Source organism: Streptomyces pyxinicus (assembly GCF_024753135.1).
GTDB lineage: Bacteria > Actinomycetota > Actinomycetes > Streptomycetales > Streptomycetaceae > Streptomyces > Streptomyces pyxinicus.
Window position 1 is genome coordinate 39,965 of sequence record NZ_JANUGP010000001.1, and the last position, 16,545, is coordinate 56,509.

16 protein-coding genes are annotated in these 16,545 nt (G+C 75.1%); 8 read left to right on the forward strand and 8 right to left on the reverse strand.

Translation table 11 applies throughout. The features are described 5' to 3' along the window. Window positions 1-6 precede the first annotated feature (6 nt). The 4 genes from NX794_RS00190 to NX794_RS00205 form a co-directional block, all read right to left on the reverse strand. Entirely contained in the window at window positions 7-525 is a 519-nt protein-coding gene (locus tag NX794_RS00190) for a hypothetical protein (RefSeq protein WP_258775844.1), read from the reverse strand. Between the two features lie 505 nt (window positions 526-1,030). Beyond that, window positions 1,031-2,362, reverse strand: a complete 1,332-nt coding sequence (locus tag NX794_RS00195; RefSeq protein ID WP_258775845.1) for a hypothetical protein — start codon at window positions 2,360-2,362, stop codon at window positions 1,031-1,033. A 91-nt stretch (window positions 2,363-2,453) separates the two neighbouring features. Further along, window positions 2,454-2,780, reverse strand: coding sequence for a hypothetical protein (locus tag NX794_RS00200; protein ID WP_258775846.1), 327 nt, complete (start codon window positions 2,778-2,780; stop codon window positions 2,454-2,456). A 30-nt stretch (window positions 2,781-2,810) separates the two neighbouring features. Further along, window positions 2,811-3,020 (reverse strand): hypothetical protein, encoded by a 210-nt coding sequence (locus tag NX794_RS00205; protein ID WP_258775847.1) that lies wholly within the window; start codon window positions 3,018-3,020, stop codon window positions 2,811-2,813. Window positions 3,021-3,115: 95 nt separating this feature from the next. Between NX794_RS00205 and NX794_RS00210 the strand changes: the two genes are divergently transcribed. The 5 genes from NX794_RS00210 (at window position 3,116) to metX (ending at window position 8,715) form a co-directional block, all read left to right on the forward strand. Beyond that, window positions 3,116-3,325, forward strand: a complete 210-nt coding sequence (locus NX794_RS00210; RefSeq protein ID WP_258775848.1) for an SHOCT domain-containing protein — start codon at window positions 3,116-3,118, stop codon at window positions 3,323-3,325. Window positions 3,326-3,339: 14 nt separating this feature from the next. Then, window positions 3,340-3,762, forward strand: coding sequence for a DUF4186 domain-containing protein (locus NX794_RS00215; protein WP_258775850.1), 423 nt, complete (start codon window positions 3,340-3,342; stop codon window positions 3,760-3,762). 108 nt (window positions 3,763-3,870) lie between these two features. Beyond that, window positions 3,871-6,090, forward strand: a complete 2,220-nt coding sequence (locus tag NX794_RS00220) for an NADP-dependent isocitrate dehydrogenase (RefSeq protein WP_258775851.1) — start codon at window positions 3,871-3,873, stop codon at window positions 6,088-6,090. Window positions 6,091-6,276: 186 nt separating this feature from the next. Continuing rightward, complete coding sequence (locus tag NX794_RS00225) at window positions 6,277-7,596, forward strand: bifunctional o-acetylhomoserine/o-acetylserine sulfhydrylase (RefSeq protein ID WP_258775852.1); 1,320 nt, start codon at window positions 6,277-6,279, stop codon at window positions 7,594-7,596. Beyond that, window positions 7,597-8,715 (forward strand): homoserine O-acetyltransferase MetX, encoded by a 1,119-nt coding sequence (gene metX, locus NX794_RS00230; RefSeq protein ID WP_258775853.1) that lies wholly within the window; start codon window positions 7,597-7,599, stop codon window positions 8,713-8,715. Between the two features lie 10 nt (window positions 8,716-8,725). Here the strand turns inward: metX and NX794_RS00235 are convergent, their stop codons facing one another. After that, window positions 8,726-9,067 carry a DUF5713 family protein gene (locus tag NX794_RS00235; protein ID WP_258775854.1) on the reverse strand — a complete coding sequence of 114 codons (342 nt, stop codon included), beginning with the start codon at window positions 9,065-9,067 and terminating at the stop codon, window positions 8,726-8,728. A gap of 80 nt (window positions 9,068-9,147) precedes the next feature. On the opposite strand from NX794_RS00235, the gene NX794_RS00240 reads away from it, so the two are divergent. After that, window positions 9,148-9,933, forward strand: a complete 786-nt coding sequence (locus NX794_RS00240; RefSeq protein WP_258775855.1) for an N-formylglutamate amidohydrolase — start codon at window positions 9,148-9,150, stop codon at window positions 9,931-9,933. A gap of 76 nt (window positions 9,934-10,009) precedes the next feature. After that, window positions 10,010-11,293 carry a cytochrome P450 gene (locus tag NX794_RS00245; RefSeq protein ID WP_258775856.1) on the forward strand — a complete coding sequence of 428 codons (1,284 nt, stop codon included), beginning with the start codon at window positions 10,010-10,012 and terminating at the stop codon, window positions 11,291-11,293. Window positions 11,294-11,332: 39 nt separating this feature from the next. Here NX794_RS00245 and NX794_RS00250 read toward each other — a convergent pair whose 3' ends face one another. The 3 genes from NX794_RS00250 to NX794_RS00260 are packed head-to-tail and all read right to left on the reverse strand — an operon-like array spanning window position 11,333 to window position 13,859. Further along, window positions 11,333-11,803 (reverse strand): hypothetical protein, encoded by a 471-nt coding sequence (locus NX794_RS00250; protein WP_258775857.1) that lies wholly within the window; start codon window positions 11,801-11,803, stop codon window positions 11,333-11,335. After that, complete coding sequence (locus tag NX794_RS00255; protein WP_258775858.1) at window positions 11,800-12,438, reverse strand: RNA polymerase sigma factor; 639 nt, start codon at window positions 12,436-12,438, stop codon at window positions 11,800-11,802. Before NX794_RS00255 ends, NX794_RS00250 begins: the two co-directional genes overlap by 4 nt. Further along, window positions 12,435-13,859 carry a S8 family peptidase gene (locus NX794_RS00260; RefSeq protein WP_258775860.1) on the reverse strand — a complete coding sequence of 475 codons (1,425 nt, stop codon included), beginning with the start codon at window positions 13,857-13,859 and terminating at the stop codon, window positions 12,435-12,437. Before NX794_RS00260 ends, NX794_RS00255 begins: the two co-directional genes overlap by 4 nt. 73 nt (window positions 13,860-13,932) lie before the next feature. Here NX794_RS00260 and NX794_RS00265 point away from each other — a divergent pair, with 73 nt between their 5' ends. Next, complete coding sequence (locus tag NX794_RS00265; protein ID WP_428985822.1) at window positions 13,933-16,542, forward strand: CHAT domain-containing protein; 2,610 nt, start codon at window positions 13,933-13,935, stop codon at window positions 16,540-16,542. Window positions 16,543-16,545: the final 3 nt, after the last annotated feature.

Consider the following 16,545-nt stretch of genomic DNA (forward strand, 5'->3'; position numbering starts at 1 on the left):
CCCGGCTCAGTGGGTGACGGCGAGCTTGAACGCGATGATCGCCAGGCCCAGCAGCAGATTGACCGTGGCGGTGCCGGCGACCTGCCGCCAGGACGCGTAGGCCTGCCGCGCGCCGGCCGCCGACCAGCCCACCTGGCCGGCCACCGCCACCGCGATCGCCAGCCAGGCGGCGCCCCCGACGTCCAGCCCGAGCAGCGGGCTGACGGCGACCGCGAGGGCCGGGGGTACGGCCGCCTTCACGATGGGCCACTCCTCGCGGCAGACCCGCAGCACGGTCGGCCGGTCCAGCGGCCGTTGCGCGAGACGGTTGCCGAACAGCTGGGCGTGTACGTGCGCGATCCAGAAGACCAGGCCCGTGACCAGCAGCAGGAGCACCAGGTGCAGCCGCGGGAACTCGCCCGGGGAGCCGGCGCCGATCACCACGGACGCGGCGAGCATCGAGCCGTAGACCGCGCCGGTGTAGTCGGCGTGGGCGCGGCGGGGCGCTCGGTGCTCGGGGGCCGCGGTGGGATCGGTCGAGGACATGCGCGGTGACCTTTCGTGCGCGCGGCGTCGGCGGGCCGCCGGGAGGGACCGGGCGGGGTGCGGGTCGGATCACGCCGTGGTCCCGGGCCCGGCGTACGGCCTCGGCGCGAGTGTCCAGCGGCCGGCGGAAGGTGGCCGGCCGGCCCGGAGCGCGAACCGGGTTTCGAGGAACGGCTCGCCCAGGGGATCGACGTACGCGACGTCCGGTCCCCGCGGTTTCTCGTGCCGCGCGGCCACGGGGTCATCACCCCTGTCCGTCAGGCCGTGGCGGGTGCTCCACCCGATCAGCATCCCAGCGTTCCGGCACCGCCGCAGGTCGCTCGGGGCCGGGCAGGCGGGGACCGGTCAGTGCCCGGGGCCGGGCACACGGAGCCCGGTCAGAGCCCGAAGCCAGGCACACGGAGCCCGGTCAGAGCCCGGGGCCGGGCAGGCGGAGCCCGGTCAGTGCCCGGGGCCGGGCAGGCGGGGACCGGTCAGAGTTCGGGGCCGGGCAGGCAGGGCCCGGTCAGTGCTCGGGGCTCGCCTTGTCGGGGAGCGGGCCGGGGCGCACCCGGCCGCCCGCGGCCAGCAGGGCGAGCAGGGCCAGGACGCCGAGCAGGATGAGGACCAGCAGGAGGACCGTGAGGACCGTCGGGTGGTTCCACAGCGCGAAGACGAGGGCGACGACCAGCAGGGCGGTCAGGGTGAGCCACCGGCGGTGGGCGAGCGTCCAGGTGCCGGCCCGCCCGGTGCCGAGGTGCCGGTCCGCCGCCCAGCGGGCCGCGGCGTCGGCGGCGTGGTCCGAGCCGCCCCGGACCGCCACGGGCAGCCGGCCCGGCCCCACGAAGTAGGCGCCGAGGGCGATGACGACGCCGAGGACGACGGCCGTGCGCAGGCTGACCCGCAGGAAGCGCAGCAGGGTGTCGAAGACCGCTCCGGCGGCGGCCTTGGACTGCACCTGCGGGGGGAGGTGGCCGAGGTAGTAGTGGCGCGCCACGACCAGGGCGAGGGCCACCACGAGGCAGGCGAACGCGGCGCCGAGCGCGGTCCGGGCAAGGGCCCGGCGCCGGCGGTGGGCCAGCAGTACGCCGGCGGCGCCGAGCACGACGACGATCACCGGGAGCCAGTTGCCGACGACGTCGAGGAGGTGGGCGGCGGTACGGAACGTGGCGAGTTCGTCCGACTGGAACAGCACGAACTCCTTGTCGACCTGGGGGATCTTCTCGGCGGGTTTCAGCCCGGCCTCGACCAGGTCCTGCTTGACCCGGTCCACGGCGGTGCCCACGTTCAGGGTCACCGTGCCGTCGCTGACGCCGACGGCGCCGCGCCCCTCGCCGGTCAGGGCGTGCACGACGACGTTGTGGGCGGTGCGGTTGGCGGTGCGCCACACGGTGGCGAAGGCCTCGCTGTCCACGACCCGGGTGGCGATCTTGGTGGTGGCGTCGTCCACGACGGAGTCGAGCCGGGGGCCGAGGCTCCGGATCGCGTCGGTGGCGCGCGGTCCGAGCCCCTGGGAGCGCAGCCAGGCGGCCAGTTCGCCGGCGGCCACCTTGCCGTAGTCCCGGGCGCTGACGGCCTCGGTGATCCGGCGGACCGCCGCGTCCTGGACGGCGGGGTCGGTGGCCAGGGGCGCGACGGTGGCCACGTACCGGTCGGTGTCGAGCGTGATGTCGTGCACCCAGACGGCGAGCAGGGCCAGGGGTACGAGGACACAGGTGAGGACGATGAGCACGGCGGAGGCGGCGCCGCGGGCGACGCGCCCGGCACCGGCGCCACGACGGCCCCGCGGCCGCACCGGGTCCGGGGAGGGCTGCGGGCCCGGGACCGGCTCCGGCTGCGGGTCGGGCGGCTCGGTCACGGGGGCCCTCCGGCGCGGTCGGTGCCTGAACAGTCACCATTGCGGCAGTCCGGCGGGCGTCGCGCGCGCCGGGTGGGCCGTACGGACGAGGTCAGGGCCCCGGACGCGGAGCGCCCCGCCGCGGCGGCGGGCTGCCGAGGTGCCGGGCCAGGAAGGGTTCCTGCGCCAGTACGGCGCCCGCGGTGACGGCGACCGTGCCGGTGACGCAGACCACGATCAGCCAGGAGAGCGCCGCGAACACCGAGCCGACCGGGCCGTAGTCGGCGAGCGCCCGGTCGAGGGCCCGGGGCAGGTACAGGCGGGCGGTCAGCGACAGCGCGGTGAGGGCGGTCGCGGTGAGCAGGGCGCCCGGCAGCAGCGGCAGCCGGGCGATCAGGCGGCCGAGCAGCAGGTGCTGGGTCCACCACCACAGGGCCACCTGGCTGAGGAAGGTGAGCGGGAACCCCAGTCAGGCGCCGGCGCCGAAGCCGTCCCGGACCGGTCCCTGAAGGACCATGAACGCGATCCGCAGCGCCAGCCGGGCCAGCCACCGCCACGGGGCGATCCGGGTGCCCGAGCGCGGGATCTCCCAGGCCCGCTTGCACAGGCGTTGCAGCGCGGCACCCTGCGCGGGGCAGAGGTGCGAGCGCCCGGGGGCCGTGCTGGACTGGAGAGGCACGGCGAACGCCGGCCGCCGGCCGTGGGGGCGCCGCCGAGGGGACGGACGAGACGGTCGTACGGTCCCGGCTCCCCGCCGGCCGCGAAGGAGTGGTCATGGACAGTGTCGAACAGCAACAGCAGGCGTACGGGCAGCCGCACCGGACGGCGCCGCCACCCGCACCCGCCGACCCGCCGCCCGGCACCGACGCCCCCGACGAGCTGACCCGCAAGATCGACCAGCTCAAGCAGCTCACCGACCTCAAGACCCAGGGCGTGCTGTCGGACGCGGAGTTCGAGCAGCGGAAGCGGCAGCTGCTGGCCTGAGCCGGAGGGGTGGCGTGACGGAGGAGCAGGACGCGCGCCGTACGCCCGGGGCTCTGGACGGACGGCTGGACGCGCTCGCCCGGCAGCCGTTCCGGGCACGGTTCCACCTGCGCGGACGCGAGCGGGCCACGGCCGAGCTGAAGGGCCCGGCCACCCTGCGCTGGCACGCCTACGACCTGGTCGCCCAGCGGCTGGCGCCGGCCGAGCCCGCCAAGGACGGCAAGCAGACGCCGTACCGGGGGCATCCGGTCTTCGTGGCCCAGCACGCGACCGCGACCTGTTGCCGGAGCTGTCTGGAGCGCTGGCACCGGATCCCCAGGGGGCACCGGCTGACGCGGGACGAGCATCTGTACGTGGTGGACGTGATCTGCCGGTGGATCGACCGTGAGCTGGCGAGGGGCGGGGCCGAGGGCGCGGCGGGACCACGGCCGCCGTGAGGGCGCGGCGGCGCGGCACGGTTTCCGGCCGGGACCCCTGTCGAGCCCGCCCCCGTCACGAGATATCTTGATGTCGAGCAATGTTGCAGACGTGGAGCGGAGCACCCGGTGACTGACTCGACCATCATCTACACCTACACAGACGAGGCCCCGGCCCTGGCGACGCATTCGTTCCTGCCGGTGATCCAGGCGTACGCCTCGCAGGCCGGTGTGCCCGTGACCACCCGGGACATCTCGCTGGCCGGGCGTCTCATCGCCGTCTTCCCGGAGTACCTGAACGAGGACCAGCGCGTCCCCGACGCGCTGACCGAGCTGGGCGAGCTGGCCAAGACCCCCGCGGCCAACATCATCAAGCTGCCGAACATCTCGGCCTCCATCCCGCAGCTCAAGGCCGCCGTCGCCGAGCTGCAGGCCAAGGGCTACGCGCTGCCGGACTACCCGGACGACCCGAAGACCGACGAGGAGCGCGACATCCGCGCCCGCTACGACAAGGTCAAGGGCTCCGCCGTCAACCCGGTGCTGCGCGAGGGCAACTCCGACCGCCGCGCCCCGGCCTCGGTGAAGAACTACGCGAAGACCCACCGGCACCGCATGGGCGCCTGGACCGGCGAGTCCAGGACGAACGTGGCGACCATGGGCGAGAACGACTTCCGCTCCACGGAGAAGTCGGTCGTCATCACCGAGGACGACGCCCTGCGCATCGAGCTGGTCGCCGAGGACGGCACCACCACCGTGCTGCGCGAGTCGGTGCCGGTGCTGAAGGACGAGGTCGTCGACGCCTCCGTCCTGCACGTCGCCGAGCTGGAGCGGTTCCTGGCCGCGCAGGTCGCCCGCGCCAAGCAGGAGGGCGTCCTGTTCTCGGTGCACCTGAAGGCCACGATGATGAAGGTCTCCGACCCGATCATCTTCGGCCACGTCGTGCGCACCTTCTTCCCGAAGACGTTCGCCCAGTACGGCGCGGCCCTCAAGTCGGCCGGCCTCTCCGCCAACGACGGCCTCGGCGGCATCCTCAAGGGCCTGGACAAGCTGCCCGAGGGCGCCGAGATCAAGGCCTCCTTCGACGCCGAGCTGGCCGAGGGCCCGGCCCTCGCCATGGTCGACTCCGACAAGGGCATCACCAACCTGCACGTCCCCTCGGACGTCATCGTGGACGCCTCCATGCCGGCCATGATCCGCACCTCCGGCCACATGTGGGGCCCCGACGGCCAGGAGCACGACACCCTCGCCGTCATCCCGGACTCCTCCTACGCCGGTGTCTACCAGGCCGTCATCGAGGACTGCCGGGTCCACGGCGCCTACGACCCGTCCACCATGGGCTCGGTGCCGAACGTCGGCCTGATGGCGCAGAAGGCCGAGGAGTACGGCTCCCACGACAAGACCTTCGAGATCCCGGCCGCGGGCACCGTCCGCCTGGTCGACCGGGCCGGCAACGCGCTGATCGAGCAGCCGGTCGCCGAGGGCGACATCTTCCGCGCCTGCCAGACCAAGGACGCCCCGATCCGCGACTGGGTCAAGCTGGCCGTCACCCGTGCCCGCGCCACCGGCGACCCGGCCGTGTTCTGGCTGGACGAGGGCCGCGCGCACGACGCCAACCTGATCGCCAAGGTCCGGCAGTACCTCACCGAGCACGACACCGAGGGCCTGGACATCCGCGTCCTGACCCCCGTCGAGGCCGCCAAGCTGTCGGTGGAGCGCATCCGCCGCGGTGAGGACACCATCTCGGTGACCGGCAACGTGCTGCGTGACTACCTGACCGACCTGTTCCCGATCCTGGAGCTGGGCACCAGCGCCAAGATGCTGTCGGTCGTCCCGCTGATGGCGGGCGGCGGCCTGTTCGAGACGGGCGCCGGCGGTTCCGCGCCCAAGCACGTCCAGCAGCTGGTCAAGGAGAACTACCTGCGCTGGGACTCGCTCGGCGAGTTCTTCGCGCTCGTGCCCTCCCTTGAGCAGTACGCGGCGGCCACCGGCAACACCCGCGCCAAGGTCCTCGCCGACACCCTGGACCGCGCGACGGCGACCTTCCTCAACGAGGACAAGTCCCCGACCCGTCGCGTCGGCGGCATCGACAACCGCGGCAGCCACTTCTACCTGTCCCTGTACTGGGCGCAGGAGCTGGCCCGGCAGACCGACGACGCCGACCTGGCGAAGGCGTTCGCGTCCTTCGCCGAGTCCCTCGCGGCCGACGAGGCGAAGATCGTGGACGAGCTGAACGCCGTCCAGGGCTCCGCGGCCGACATCGGCGGCTACTACAAGGTCGACACGGCCAAGGCGGACGCGGTCATGCGCCCGTCGGCGACCTGGAACGCGGCGCTGGCCTCCCTGGTCTAGTTCCCGCGCTCGCTTCAGCGCGCCGCCGCCCCCGGCCGGATCCTCCCGGCCGGGGGCGGCGGCGTTGCCGGGACGTGTCGTATGTGACGTCCTCATGTCACCTGCGTCGCGGGCCTGTTCGGCGCTGTCCGCGCGTGCTTACCTCGTCGCAGGCCACCGCCCTCCCGCGCCCGAGGAGCACGCAGCATGAGCACGCAGCCCGACACCCCCGACAGCTCCGCCTGGTCCTTCGAGACGAAGCAGGTCCACGCCGGGGCCGCGCCCGATCCGACGACCGGCGCCCGGGCGACACCGATCTACCAGACCACGTCCTTCGTGTTCCAGGACACCCGGCACGCGGCCGACCTCTTCTCGCTGGCCGAGCCCGGCAACATCTACACCCGCCTCCACAACCCCACCCAGGACGTGTTCGAGCAGCGGATCGCCGCGCTGGAGGGCGGGGTGGCCGCGGTGGCCCTGTCCTCCGGGCAGGCCGCGGAGACCCTGGCGATCCTCACGCTCGCCGGGGCCGGCGACCACATCGTCTCCAGCGCCTCGCTGTACGGCGGCACGTACAACCTGTTCCGGCACACGCTGCCCCGGCTCGGCATCGAGGTGTCCTTCGTGGCCGACCCGGACGACGCCGAGGCCTGGCGGGCGGCGGTCCGGCCGAACACCAAGGCGCTGTTCGCCGAGTCGCTTGGCAACCCGCGCGGCAACGTCCTGGACGTCCGGGCGGTGGCGGACGTGGCCCACGCGGCGGGCGTCCCGCTGATCGTGGACAACACCGTGCCGACGCCCTATCTGCTGCGGCCCCTGGAGCACGGCGCGGACATCGTCGTGCACTCGGCGACCAAGTTCCTCGGCGGGCACGGCACCACGATCGCGGGCGTGGTGGTGGACGGCGGCACCTTCGACTTCGGCGCGCACGCCGAGCGGTTCCCGGACTTCACCGAGCCCGACCCGAGCTACCACGGCCTGCGGTACTGGCCGGCGCTCGGTCCGGGCGCGTTCGCGATCAAGCTGCGGGTGCAGCTGCTGCGCGACCTCGGCCCGGCGCTCGCCCCGCACTCCGCGTTCCTGCTGCTCCAGGGCGTGGAGACGCTGAGCCTGCGCATCGAGCGGCACACGGCCAACGCCCAGGCTCTCGCGGAGTGGCTGGAGCGGCGGGACGAGGTCGCCGCCGTCCACTATCCGGGGCTGGAGTCCAGCAAGTGGTACGAGGCGGGGCAGCGGTACCTGCCGCGCGGCGCCGGTGCCATCGTCTCCTTCGAGCTGCGCGGCGGGGTCGAGGCCGGCAAGCGGTTCGTGGACGCCGTCGAGCTGTTCAGCCACCTCGCCAACATCGGTGACGTGCGCAGCCTGATCATCCACCCGGCGTCCACCACGCACAGCCAGCTCGACGCCGAGCAGCTCGTGGCGACCGGCACCGCGCCCGGCCTGGTGCGGCTGTCGGTGGGCATCGAGAGCCTGGCCGACCTCAAGGCGGACCTGGAAGCCGGGTTCCGCGCGGCCAAGGACGCCTAGGTGGAGGCCCCGGTCACCGGAGCCTGGCGGGAGGGGGACCCGCCCGGGCGGCGGCAGTGGTATGCCGCCGAGAAGCCGCTGCCCCTGGAGGCTGGCGGTGAACTGCCCGGTGTCCGGCTGGCGTTCGAGACCTGGGGGCGGCTCGCGCCCGACCGGTCCAACGCGGTGCTGGTGCTGCACGCCCTGACCGGGGACAGCCATGTCGCGGGCCCGGCCGGCCCCGGGCATCCCACGCCGGGCTGGTGGGACGCGCTGGTCGGGCCGGGGCGGGCGCTGGACACCGACCGCTGGTTCGTGGTGGCGCCCAACGTGCTCGGCGGCTGCCAGGGCAGCACCGGACCCGCCTCCCCGCGCCCGGGCTCCGGCCCCGCCTGGGGCGGTGCCTTCCCCTTCCTCACCCAGCGCGACCAGGTCGCCGCCGAGGCGCAGTTGGCGGACGCGCTCGGCATCGGCCGGTGGGCGCTGGTCGCGGGCGGCTCGATGGGCGGCATGCGGGCCGTGGAGTGGGCGGTGTCGTACCCGGAGCGGACCGGGGCGCTGCTGCTGCTCGCCACCACGGCCGAGGCGAGCGCGGAGCAGATCGCCTGGGCCACCGTCCAGGCGGGCGCCGTCCGGGGCGACCCGCACTGGCAGGGCGGCGACTACCACGACACCGGCCGGGGCCCGGCCGCCGGTCTCGGCCTGGCCCGGCGGCTCGCCCATGTGACCTACCGCAGCGAACCGGAGCTGGCGGCCCGCTTCGGCCGGCTCCCGCAGGACACGGAGGACCCGTGGCGTGGCGGCCGGTACCGGGTCGAGTCCTATCTGGACCATCACGCCGCCAAGCTGTTCCGCCGCTTCGACGCGGCCAGTTACGTCGTCCTGACGGAGGCCATGAACGCCCATGACGTGGGCCGCGACCGGGGCGGTACGCGCGCCGCGCTCGCCCGGGTGACCGCGCGCACCCTGGTGGCCGGCGTCGACTCCGACCGGCTCTACCCGCTCGCCCAGCAGCGGCGGCTGGCCGCGCTGATCCCGGGCGCCGACGGGCTCCGGGTGGTGCGGTCGCCGTACGGACACGACGGGTTCCTGATCGAGGCGGAGCAAGTGGGCGCGCTGGTGCGTGAGTTGCTGGGATGAGGGAGCCGGGTCACCAGTCGCGGGGGGCGATCAGCTCCTCCACGTCCGCTTCCTCGAAGCCGTAGGCCCGGGCGACGAACCAGAAATCCTCGGCTATCTCCTCGCGGGCCACGGTCTCGATCTCGCTGCCGGCCGCCTCGAACACGTCCTGGAGCGCGTTGAACTCCTCGGTGGCCGCGTGCGTGAGCCGGTACAGGGCGGCGAGATCCGCCGGCCGCTCGGTCTCGATGCGCTCGCACAGGGCGAGCAGGACCGCGCGCGCCCGGTCGAGGACGTGACCGGGGTAGTACCCGTCCCCGTACAGCGCCCTGAGGAACGCGTGTTCCGCCACGCGGGGATTGCCGACCGGCATGCCCGCCCACCTCTCGTCCGTGCCGATGTGTCACCTTGATCCTGCACCACGCCACTGACAACGCCCCCGTGGAGGAGCCCGTGACCGGCCCCGCCTTCGCCCTCCTGCCCGGCGCCCCGGAGTCACCGGTCCTGCTGCACGTGCCGCACTCGGCGCGGGCGATTCCCCCGCAGGTGCGCGCCGGCATCGTGCTGGACGACGCGGAGCTGGAGCGGGAGCTGGACCACCTCACGGACGCGCACACCGCACCGCTCGCCGAGCGCGCCGCCGCGCTGGCCGGGATCAGACCCTGGCGGTTCGTGAACGGGCTGTCGCGGCTGGTGGTGGACCCGGAGCGGTTCCCGGACGAGCGCGAGGAGATGAGTGCCGTCGGGATGGGCGCCGTGTACACGCGGACCACCCACCGGGCGGAGCTGCGGCGCGTCGGCACCGATCCCGAACCGCTGCTGGAGCGGTACTTCCGGCCGTACGCGCGGGCGATGGCCGAGGCGGTCGCCGGGCGGCTGGCCGCGACCGGGCGGGTGGTCATCGTCGACGTGCACTCCTACCCGTCCGAGCCGCTGCCCTACGAGCTGCACGCGGCCGGGCCCCGCCCGCCGGTGTGCCTGGGCACGGACCCCTTCCACACCCCGCCGGAACTGACCGCGGCGGCCCGCGCGGCCTTCGCCGGGTGCGGGGAGACCGGCCTGGACAGCCCGTTCGCCGGCACCTACGTACCGCTGGACCTCCACGGCCGCGACGCCCGGGTCAGCGCGCTGATGGTCGAGATCCGCCGGGACACGTACATGACGGAACCGGGCGGCCCGGCCGGCCCGGGTCTCGACCGCCTGGCCGCGGCGCTGGCCACGCTCGTCGACGCGCTCTAGGTGAGTGGCGCACCGGTGCCGTCCGGCTGGAGCACTCCCGCGAGACAGGGGGCGGGGGCCGTACCAGGGTGGGGGCATGACGACCGTCGGGACACGCACGCTCACCGGCCCGCCCCCGGAGCCGGAACCCGAGCAGGCGCCGGTCACGGACCCGGGGGCCGCGCCGGCACCGGTCCCCGAGGTACGGGACTGGCCCCCGGCCGAGCTGGACGGGACGGACTTCGATCCGCTCCTCGCCGCGCTGATGCGCGAGGGCCCGCTGACCCGGATCAGGCTGCCGCACGGCGAGGGCTGGGCGTGGCTGGCGACCCGCCACGCGGACGTCAGGCTGATCACCAACGACCCTCGGTTCAGCCGCCAGGAGGTCACCCGGCGTCAGGTGACCCGGATGGCACCGCACTTCGCGCCCCGGCCGGGCTCGCTGGCCTGGGCCGACCAGCCCGAGCACAACCGGCTGCGCGGGCCGGTCGCCGGCGCCTTCACGGTGGGCGCGATGAAGCGGCTGCGGCCCCGCGCCCAGGCCGTGCTGGACGAGTTGGTGGCCGGGGTCCTCGCGGACGGCCCGCGCGCCGACCTGGTCGCACGGGTGCTGGAGCCGTTCCCGTCGGCCGTGGTCAGCGAGGTGATGGGGGTGCCGGCCGGCGACCGGGAGCTGGTGCACGCCTGGACCCGGCAGATCATCTCCACCGCCGGCGGCTCCGAGGCCGCGGCGACGGCCAAGGCCGGGCTGTACGGCTGGGTCACCGCGACCGTCCGGGCCCGCGCCCACAGCGCGGACGACGACGTGTACGCGCTGCTCGGCCGGGCCGTGCTGCGCGGTGAGATCACCGAGGAGGAGGCCGTCGGGCTCGCCGGTCCGCTCCAGATCGGCGGTGAGGCCGTCACGCACAACTGCGGGCAGATGTTCTACCTGATGCTCACCCGCCCGGAGCTGATGGACCGGGTGCGCGCCCGGCCCGGGGAGCGCGGCCCGGTGCTGGACGAGCTGCTGCGCTGGATCCCTCACCGCAGCTCGGTCGGGCTCGCCCGGATCGCGCGGGAGGACGTGGAGATCGCCGGCCGGCGGATCGCGGCGGGCGAGCCGGTCTACGTCTCCTATCTCGCCGCCAACCGCGATCCGGCCGTCTTCCCTGACCCGGACCGCATCGAGCCCGGCCGGGACCCGAACCCGCACCTGGCGTTCGGCAACGGCCCGCACCACTGCACCGGCGCGGTACTGGCCCGGCTCCAGCTCGAACTGCTCGTGGACACGCTGCTGGAGCGCATGCCCGCCCTGCGGCTCGCGGTGCCGGCGGAGCAGGTGCGCTGGCGGCACCAGACAATGATCCGCGGGCCGCGCACGCTCCCGGTCACCTGGTGAGCGCGAGCGCACGCTCCTCCCGGTCACCAGGGAGCGCGGTCAGGCCCGCAGCCACTCGGTGACGATCACCTCGCCGCCGGTCCGCAGCCGCAGGGCGAACGGGCCGGCGGGCGGGAGGTCGCCGGTGAACCGGCCGAGGGCGTCGACGGCGACCGGCCGGGCCGTCTTCGGGCCGCTCAGCACCTCCACGCGGGCCGGCACCGGCGGCAGCACCTGGCCGATCAGTCCGTCCTCGGTGACCTCGACGTCGACCGTGACCTCCCCGGCCTGGAACGTCAGCATCCGGGGCGCGTCGAAGGCGCCCCGGACCGGCAGCGCGTCGGTCAGCGAGTCGAAGGTCAGCTCGGCGATACGGGCGTCGAGATCGTGCAGCGCGTAGGCCTCCAGGGCCAGTTGGCGCAATCCGTCCGGTACCGGGTCGAGGACGGCGGCGGCCTGCCGCAGCTCCTCCTCCAGCGCCGCGTCCGCGAACGCCTCGGGTCCGTCCGGCCGTTCGTCCTGTCCGTTCACGCCGCACCCCGTGCGTCCATCCGGGCCCGCAGCCGGCGCAGACAGCGCTGGCGGAGGGGGCCGATGCTGCCGACCGCGATGCCGAGCGCGGCCGATACGTCGGTATAGCTGGGTGGCGGTGAGGCCATCAGCACGCGCAGGAGTTGCCGGCAGCGCTCGCCCAGGCCGTCCAGCTCCTGCCAGAGGCGGCGGACCCGCTCGGCCCGGTCCGCCGCCTCCTCCGAGTCGATCAGCGTCTCCTCCGGCGTCCGCTCCTCGCTGGCCCGGTCCAGGACCTGCGGATCGTCGGTCAGGGTCAGCCGGTTCAGGCCCTTGAGCACCTTCAGGCACTCGTGGCGGGCCGTGCTGGCCAGCCAGGCGCCGGCCTTGTCGGGTTCCCGGATCCGGCCCAGGTGCTGGGCGAAGCGGAACCAGACGGTCTGGAAGACCTCGTGCCCGTCGGCGTCGGAGAGCCGGTGCGCGCGCACCACCGACCACACCAGGGGGCCCAGCCCCTCCACCAGCGCCTTCCAGGCCGCGGCGTCCCCGTCGACGGCGGACCGGACCAGCGCGCCGACCTCTGTACGGTCCACGACTCCACCCCTTGTGTGCGGGACGTCATCGTACGCCGTGGAGCGGAGCGTTCCGGCGCTCATGCGGACAGCGCCGGGGCGGCGGACCGGACCGGGCGCCAGGTGGGCGGGCGGAGCGCTGGGACACGCGCCCCGCGCACCTCGGCCCGGTCGGCGGTGTCCCGCAGCAGGCGTGCGCCGGCCGCGCGCGGGTCGCGCTCCCGGCACACCGCCATCAGCGCCGCCACCAGCCCCGCGGCGACCGGTGTGGCGAAGGAGGTGCCGCTCCACTGGGCGAGTCCGTCGAACATCACCTGGTCCGGCTTGCCGCCGGTGCTCTCCCGGCCCTCGCTCAACACCCCGGTGTGGCGCGGGAACTGGCAGGTGCAGACGTAGTCGTGGCCGTACCGGCAGGTGTCGTAGGTGGAGTGCTGGTAGCGGTAGGGCACGGGGACGCGGAAGCCGGTGAGGGCGCTGACCAGGCGCTCGCCGGGGGCGTAGGCCCGGACCCAGGGGCCGTGGTTGCTGAAGCAGGCCTCCGCCTCGCCGTCCGCGCGCAGCGCGCCGACCGAGAGCACGCTGTCGGCGTACTCGGGCAGGGCTGTGTAGGCGGCGGGCCAGAAGGGGATGTCGCTGCCGTTGTTTCCGGCGGCGGCGACCAACAAGGTGCGCCGCGCCCGCAGTTCCCGCATGAAGGCGTCCAGGCCCAGCAGTCCGGTGGTGCTCTCGGCGGGGGTGCCCGCGGAGAGGCTGATGAGGTCCGGCCAGCCGCCCTTGTCCACGGCCTCGAAGAGCCTGGCGCCGAACTCCGACTCCAGGACGGCGCCGGCGTCGTTCAGGGTGCCGCGCACGGTGACGGCGGCGTCGGGGGCGACGGCGGCCAGGATGCCCGCGATGAACGTGCCGTGACCGACGTACTGGTGGAGGACGCCCTCCTCGTCGGTCTCGGCGAGCTGGACGTCGCCGGTGGTGCGGGTGAGCGGCGGGTAAGCGGTGTGGTCGTGCACGAGGCCCGTGTCGACGACCAGGACGCGGACGGCGTCCGGCATGCCGTAACCGTCAAGCACGACGGCCGGGTTGGGGGTCTCGGTGCGGTCGACCGGCACGGGCTCGTCACCGGGGCAGGCGTTGACCGCGATGTGCACCACGTGGTTGCGGCTGACCAGGCGGCGCCCCCGCCGCGCCTCGGCCTGCCGCAGGGCGCGCAGGGCGTGCGGCACCGGGTCGTCGCCGACGCCCGGGTCGCCGACCCGGATGCGGGTGACGCCGGTGCGGTTGGTCTCGGGGCCGCTGCGGCCGACGTGTTCGGGCGACAGGCCCCGCACGGCGGTGAAGTGGGCGCGCACGGTGTCCTCGACGGCCCGGGCCTCCTCGCCGTCCCGGGCGAGCACGACGCCCTTCTCGTACAGGTAGTGGGCGTCGCCTGCCGGGCCGAGTGCCAGCGGCACGTCCGGCATCGAGCGCTGGATGTGGTCGAATTGCTCGTGGAACCGCTCTGGCGCCATGTGTCCTCCCCCGAGAGACGGTGTACGACAGTGAGAGAGGCGGGGCCGCCCTCTGATACACCGGGCCACTACGATGCGAGACGTGACGGCGGGAAGCTCGGTTCTCGAACTGCTGCCCCTGGTGTTCGCCGATCCGGGCGGGGCCCGGGCGCGTGCGCGGGAGGTGCTGGGCAGCGCGCCGCCGCCGCTGCACGCCAGCGTCGCCCACCAGGTACTCGGCATCTGGGAGCGGGACTTCGGGGACCTGCGGATCGCGCTGCGGCACCTGCGCCGGGCGCGGGACCTGGCCGCGCGTGCCGAGTCGGCCGACCGGGAGGCCGATGTACTGGCGACCCTGGGGGTCGCACTGGTGCACGCGGGGCGCACGAGAGAGGGGCTCGCCGCGTTCGAGCGGGGTGTCGCGCGGGGCACCGGGCACACCCGCGCCCGGGTGCTGTTCCGGCGGGCGTACGTATGGTGGGTGCTGGGGCACCACCGAGAGGCCCTGGAGGACGTGCGGCGGGCGCTGCCGGTGCTGCGGGGGGCCGGTGACGACATCTGGACCGCGCGGGCGCTGACCCTGCGGGCGACCGTGCATCTGGCCCTGGGCGCGGTGGACCGGGCGGTCGCGGACTTCACGGCGGCGGAGCTGCTGTGGGACACCACCGGCCAGGAGCACGACAAGGCGGACGCGGTGGAGAGCCGGGGGCTCGCCGCGTTCCGGTCCGGGGACATCCCGGCGGCGCTGCGGCTGCTGGACGAGGCCGAGGAGCGGTACGCGAAGCTCGGTACCCCCACCTACATGCTCTCGGTGCGGCGCTGCGAGGTGCTGATGGCGGCCGGGCTCGCCCCGGAGGCACTCACCGAGGCGGACGCGGCCATAGCCCTGCTGGACCGGATCGGCGGCCAGTCCACCCGCAAGGCCGAACTGCTGCTGGCCGCCGCGCGCGCCGCCCGGTCGGCCGGGGACGCGCACACCGCGACGGACCGCGCCGCCGTCGCCGTACGGCTGTTCGCGGCGCAGCGGCGGACGTGGTGGCAGACGCACGCCCGGCTGGTGCTGATCGAGGCGCGGGTGGCGGCCGGGCGCCGGTCGGGGCGGCTGGTGGCGGACGCGGCGGCGGTCGCCGAGCGGCTGGCCGCGTTCGGCTCGCCCGCCGCGCCGGAGGCGTCGCTGCTCGCGGGCCGGATCGCGCTCGCGCTCGGCCGGACGGCGGACGCGGAACGGCATCTGGCGGTGGCCGCGCGCAGCCGGCACGGCGGCCGGCCGACGGCCCGGATGACGGGCTGGGCGGCACAGGCGCTGCGGGCGCGGGCGGCCGGTTCCCGGCGGGGCGTGCTGGAGGCGTGCCGGCGCGGCCTGGACGTGCTGGACGACCACCGGATGACGCTGGGCGCCTCGGAGCTGCGGGCCCACGCGACCGCGCAGGGCGCCGAACTGGCCGCGCTCGCCCAGGAGGTGAGCCTCGACCAGGGCGATCCGCGGCGGCTGCTGGTGTGGAGCGAGCGGTGGCGGGCGACCGTGCTGGCCGCGCCGCCGGCCCGGCCGCCCGAGGACCCGGCGCTGCTGAGCGGTCTGACCGCCTACCGGGAGATCGCGGCCCGTGCCGAGGGCGCCCGGGTGGACGGCCGTCCGGTGCCGGCGCTGGAGCGGGAGCAGCGGCGCCTGGAGCGGGAGGTCCGCTCCCGCACCCGGCACATCCGGGGCGCCGCGCCGGGTGCCGGGGACCGGCTCGACGTGGGCCGGCTGCTGGACCGGCTCGGTGACGGGCTGCTGCTGGAACTGGCCGTGGTGGCGGGCCGGGTGCACGTCCTGCTGTGCGGGCGCGGCCGGGTACGGCGGTTCACCGGCGGTCCGCTGGCGGAGGCGGTGGCCGAGGCGGAGCACGTGCAGGCGGGGCTGCGCCGACTCGCGCACCCCGGGGCGGCGGCCCGGCTGCCGCTGGTGGAGGCGGCGGGGCTGCGCCTGCAGGAGCTGCTGCTGGGCGAGGCCGCGGCGCGGCTCGGTCCGGGCCCGGTGGTGGTCGTGCCGCCGGGGGCGCTGCACCGGGTGCCGTGGGCGCTGCTGCCCGCGCTGCGCGACCGGGTGCTCAGTGTGTCGCCGTCGGCGGGCAGTTGGCTGCGCGCCCGGGAGACCGAGCCGCCGCACGGGGGCCGGACGGTCCTGGTGCGCGGCCCCGGTCTCGCGACGGGCGGCGCCGAGGTGCCGGAGCTGGCGGACCGGTACGGCGGGGCGACGGTGCTGGAGGACGAGGACGCGCAGGTGCCGCGGGTACTGGCGGAGCTCGACGGCGCGGGGCTCGCGCATCTCGCGGCGCACGGCACGTTCCGCGCGGACAGTCCGCTGTTCTCGGCGCTGCGGATGGCCGACGGTCCGCTGATCGCGCACGACTTCGAGCGGCTCGCCCGCAGCCCGTACCGGATCATCCTGTCCAGCTGCGACACCGCCCGCCTCGCCTCGGTGGGCGCCGACGAACTCCTGGGCCTGGTCACCGCGTTGCTGCCGCTGGGCACGGCGGGGGTGGTGGCGAGCAGCGCGCCGGTCAACGACGCGGCGGTGGTGCCGCTGATGCTGGCGCTGCACAAGGGCCTGACCGCCGGCCTCGGTCTGGCCGAGGCCCTGCGGGACGCCCGTGCGGCCCTCCCGGACGACGCGGTCCACCAGGCGACGGGCTGGGCGTTCGCGGCGTTCGGGGCGGCATAGCCG

Bases quoted from the DNA above. Each gene is read 5' to 3' on its own strand.
- NX794_RS00190 (WP_258775844.1), bottom strand. From the start codon at position 525: ATGTCCTCGACCGATCCCACCGCGGCCCCCGAGCACCGAGCGCCCCGC.
- NX794_RS00210 (WP_258775848.1), top strand. From the start codon at position 3,116: ATGGACAGTGTCGAACAGCAACAGCAGGCGTACGGGCAGCCGCACCGG.
- NX794_RS00225 (WP_258775852.1), top strand. From the start codon at position 6,277: ATGAGCACGCAGCCCGACACCCCCGACAGCTCCGCCTGGTCCTTCGAG.
- NX794_RS00235 (WP_258775854.1), bottom strand. From the start codon at position 9,067: ATGCCGGTCGGCAATCCCCGCGTGGCGGAACACGCGTTCCTCAGGGCG.
- NX794_RS00245 (WP_258775856.1), top strand. From the start codon at position 10,010: ATGACGACCGTCGGGACACGCACGCTCACCGGCCCGCCCCCGGAGCCG.
- NX794_RS00255 (WP_258775858.1), bottom strand. From the start codon at position 12,438: ATGAGCGCCGGAACGCTCCGCTCCACGGCGTACGATGACGTCCCGCAC.
- NX794_RS00260 (WP_258775860.1), bottom strand. From the start codon at position 13,859: ATGGCGCCAGAGCGGTTCCACGAGCAATTCGACCACATCCAGCGCTCG.
- NX794_RS00265 (WP_428985822.1), top strand. From the start codon at position 13,933: ATGCGAGACGTGACGGCGGGAAGCTCGGTTCTCGAACTGCTGCCCCTG.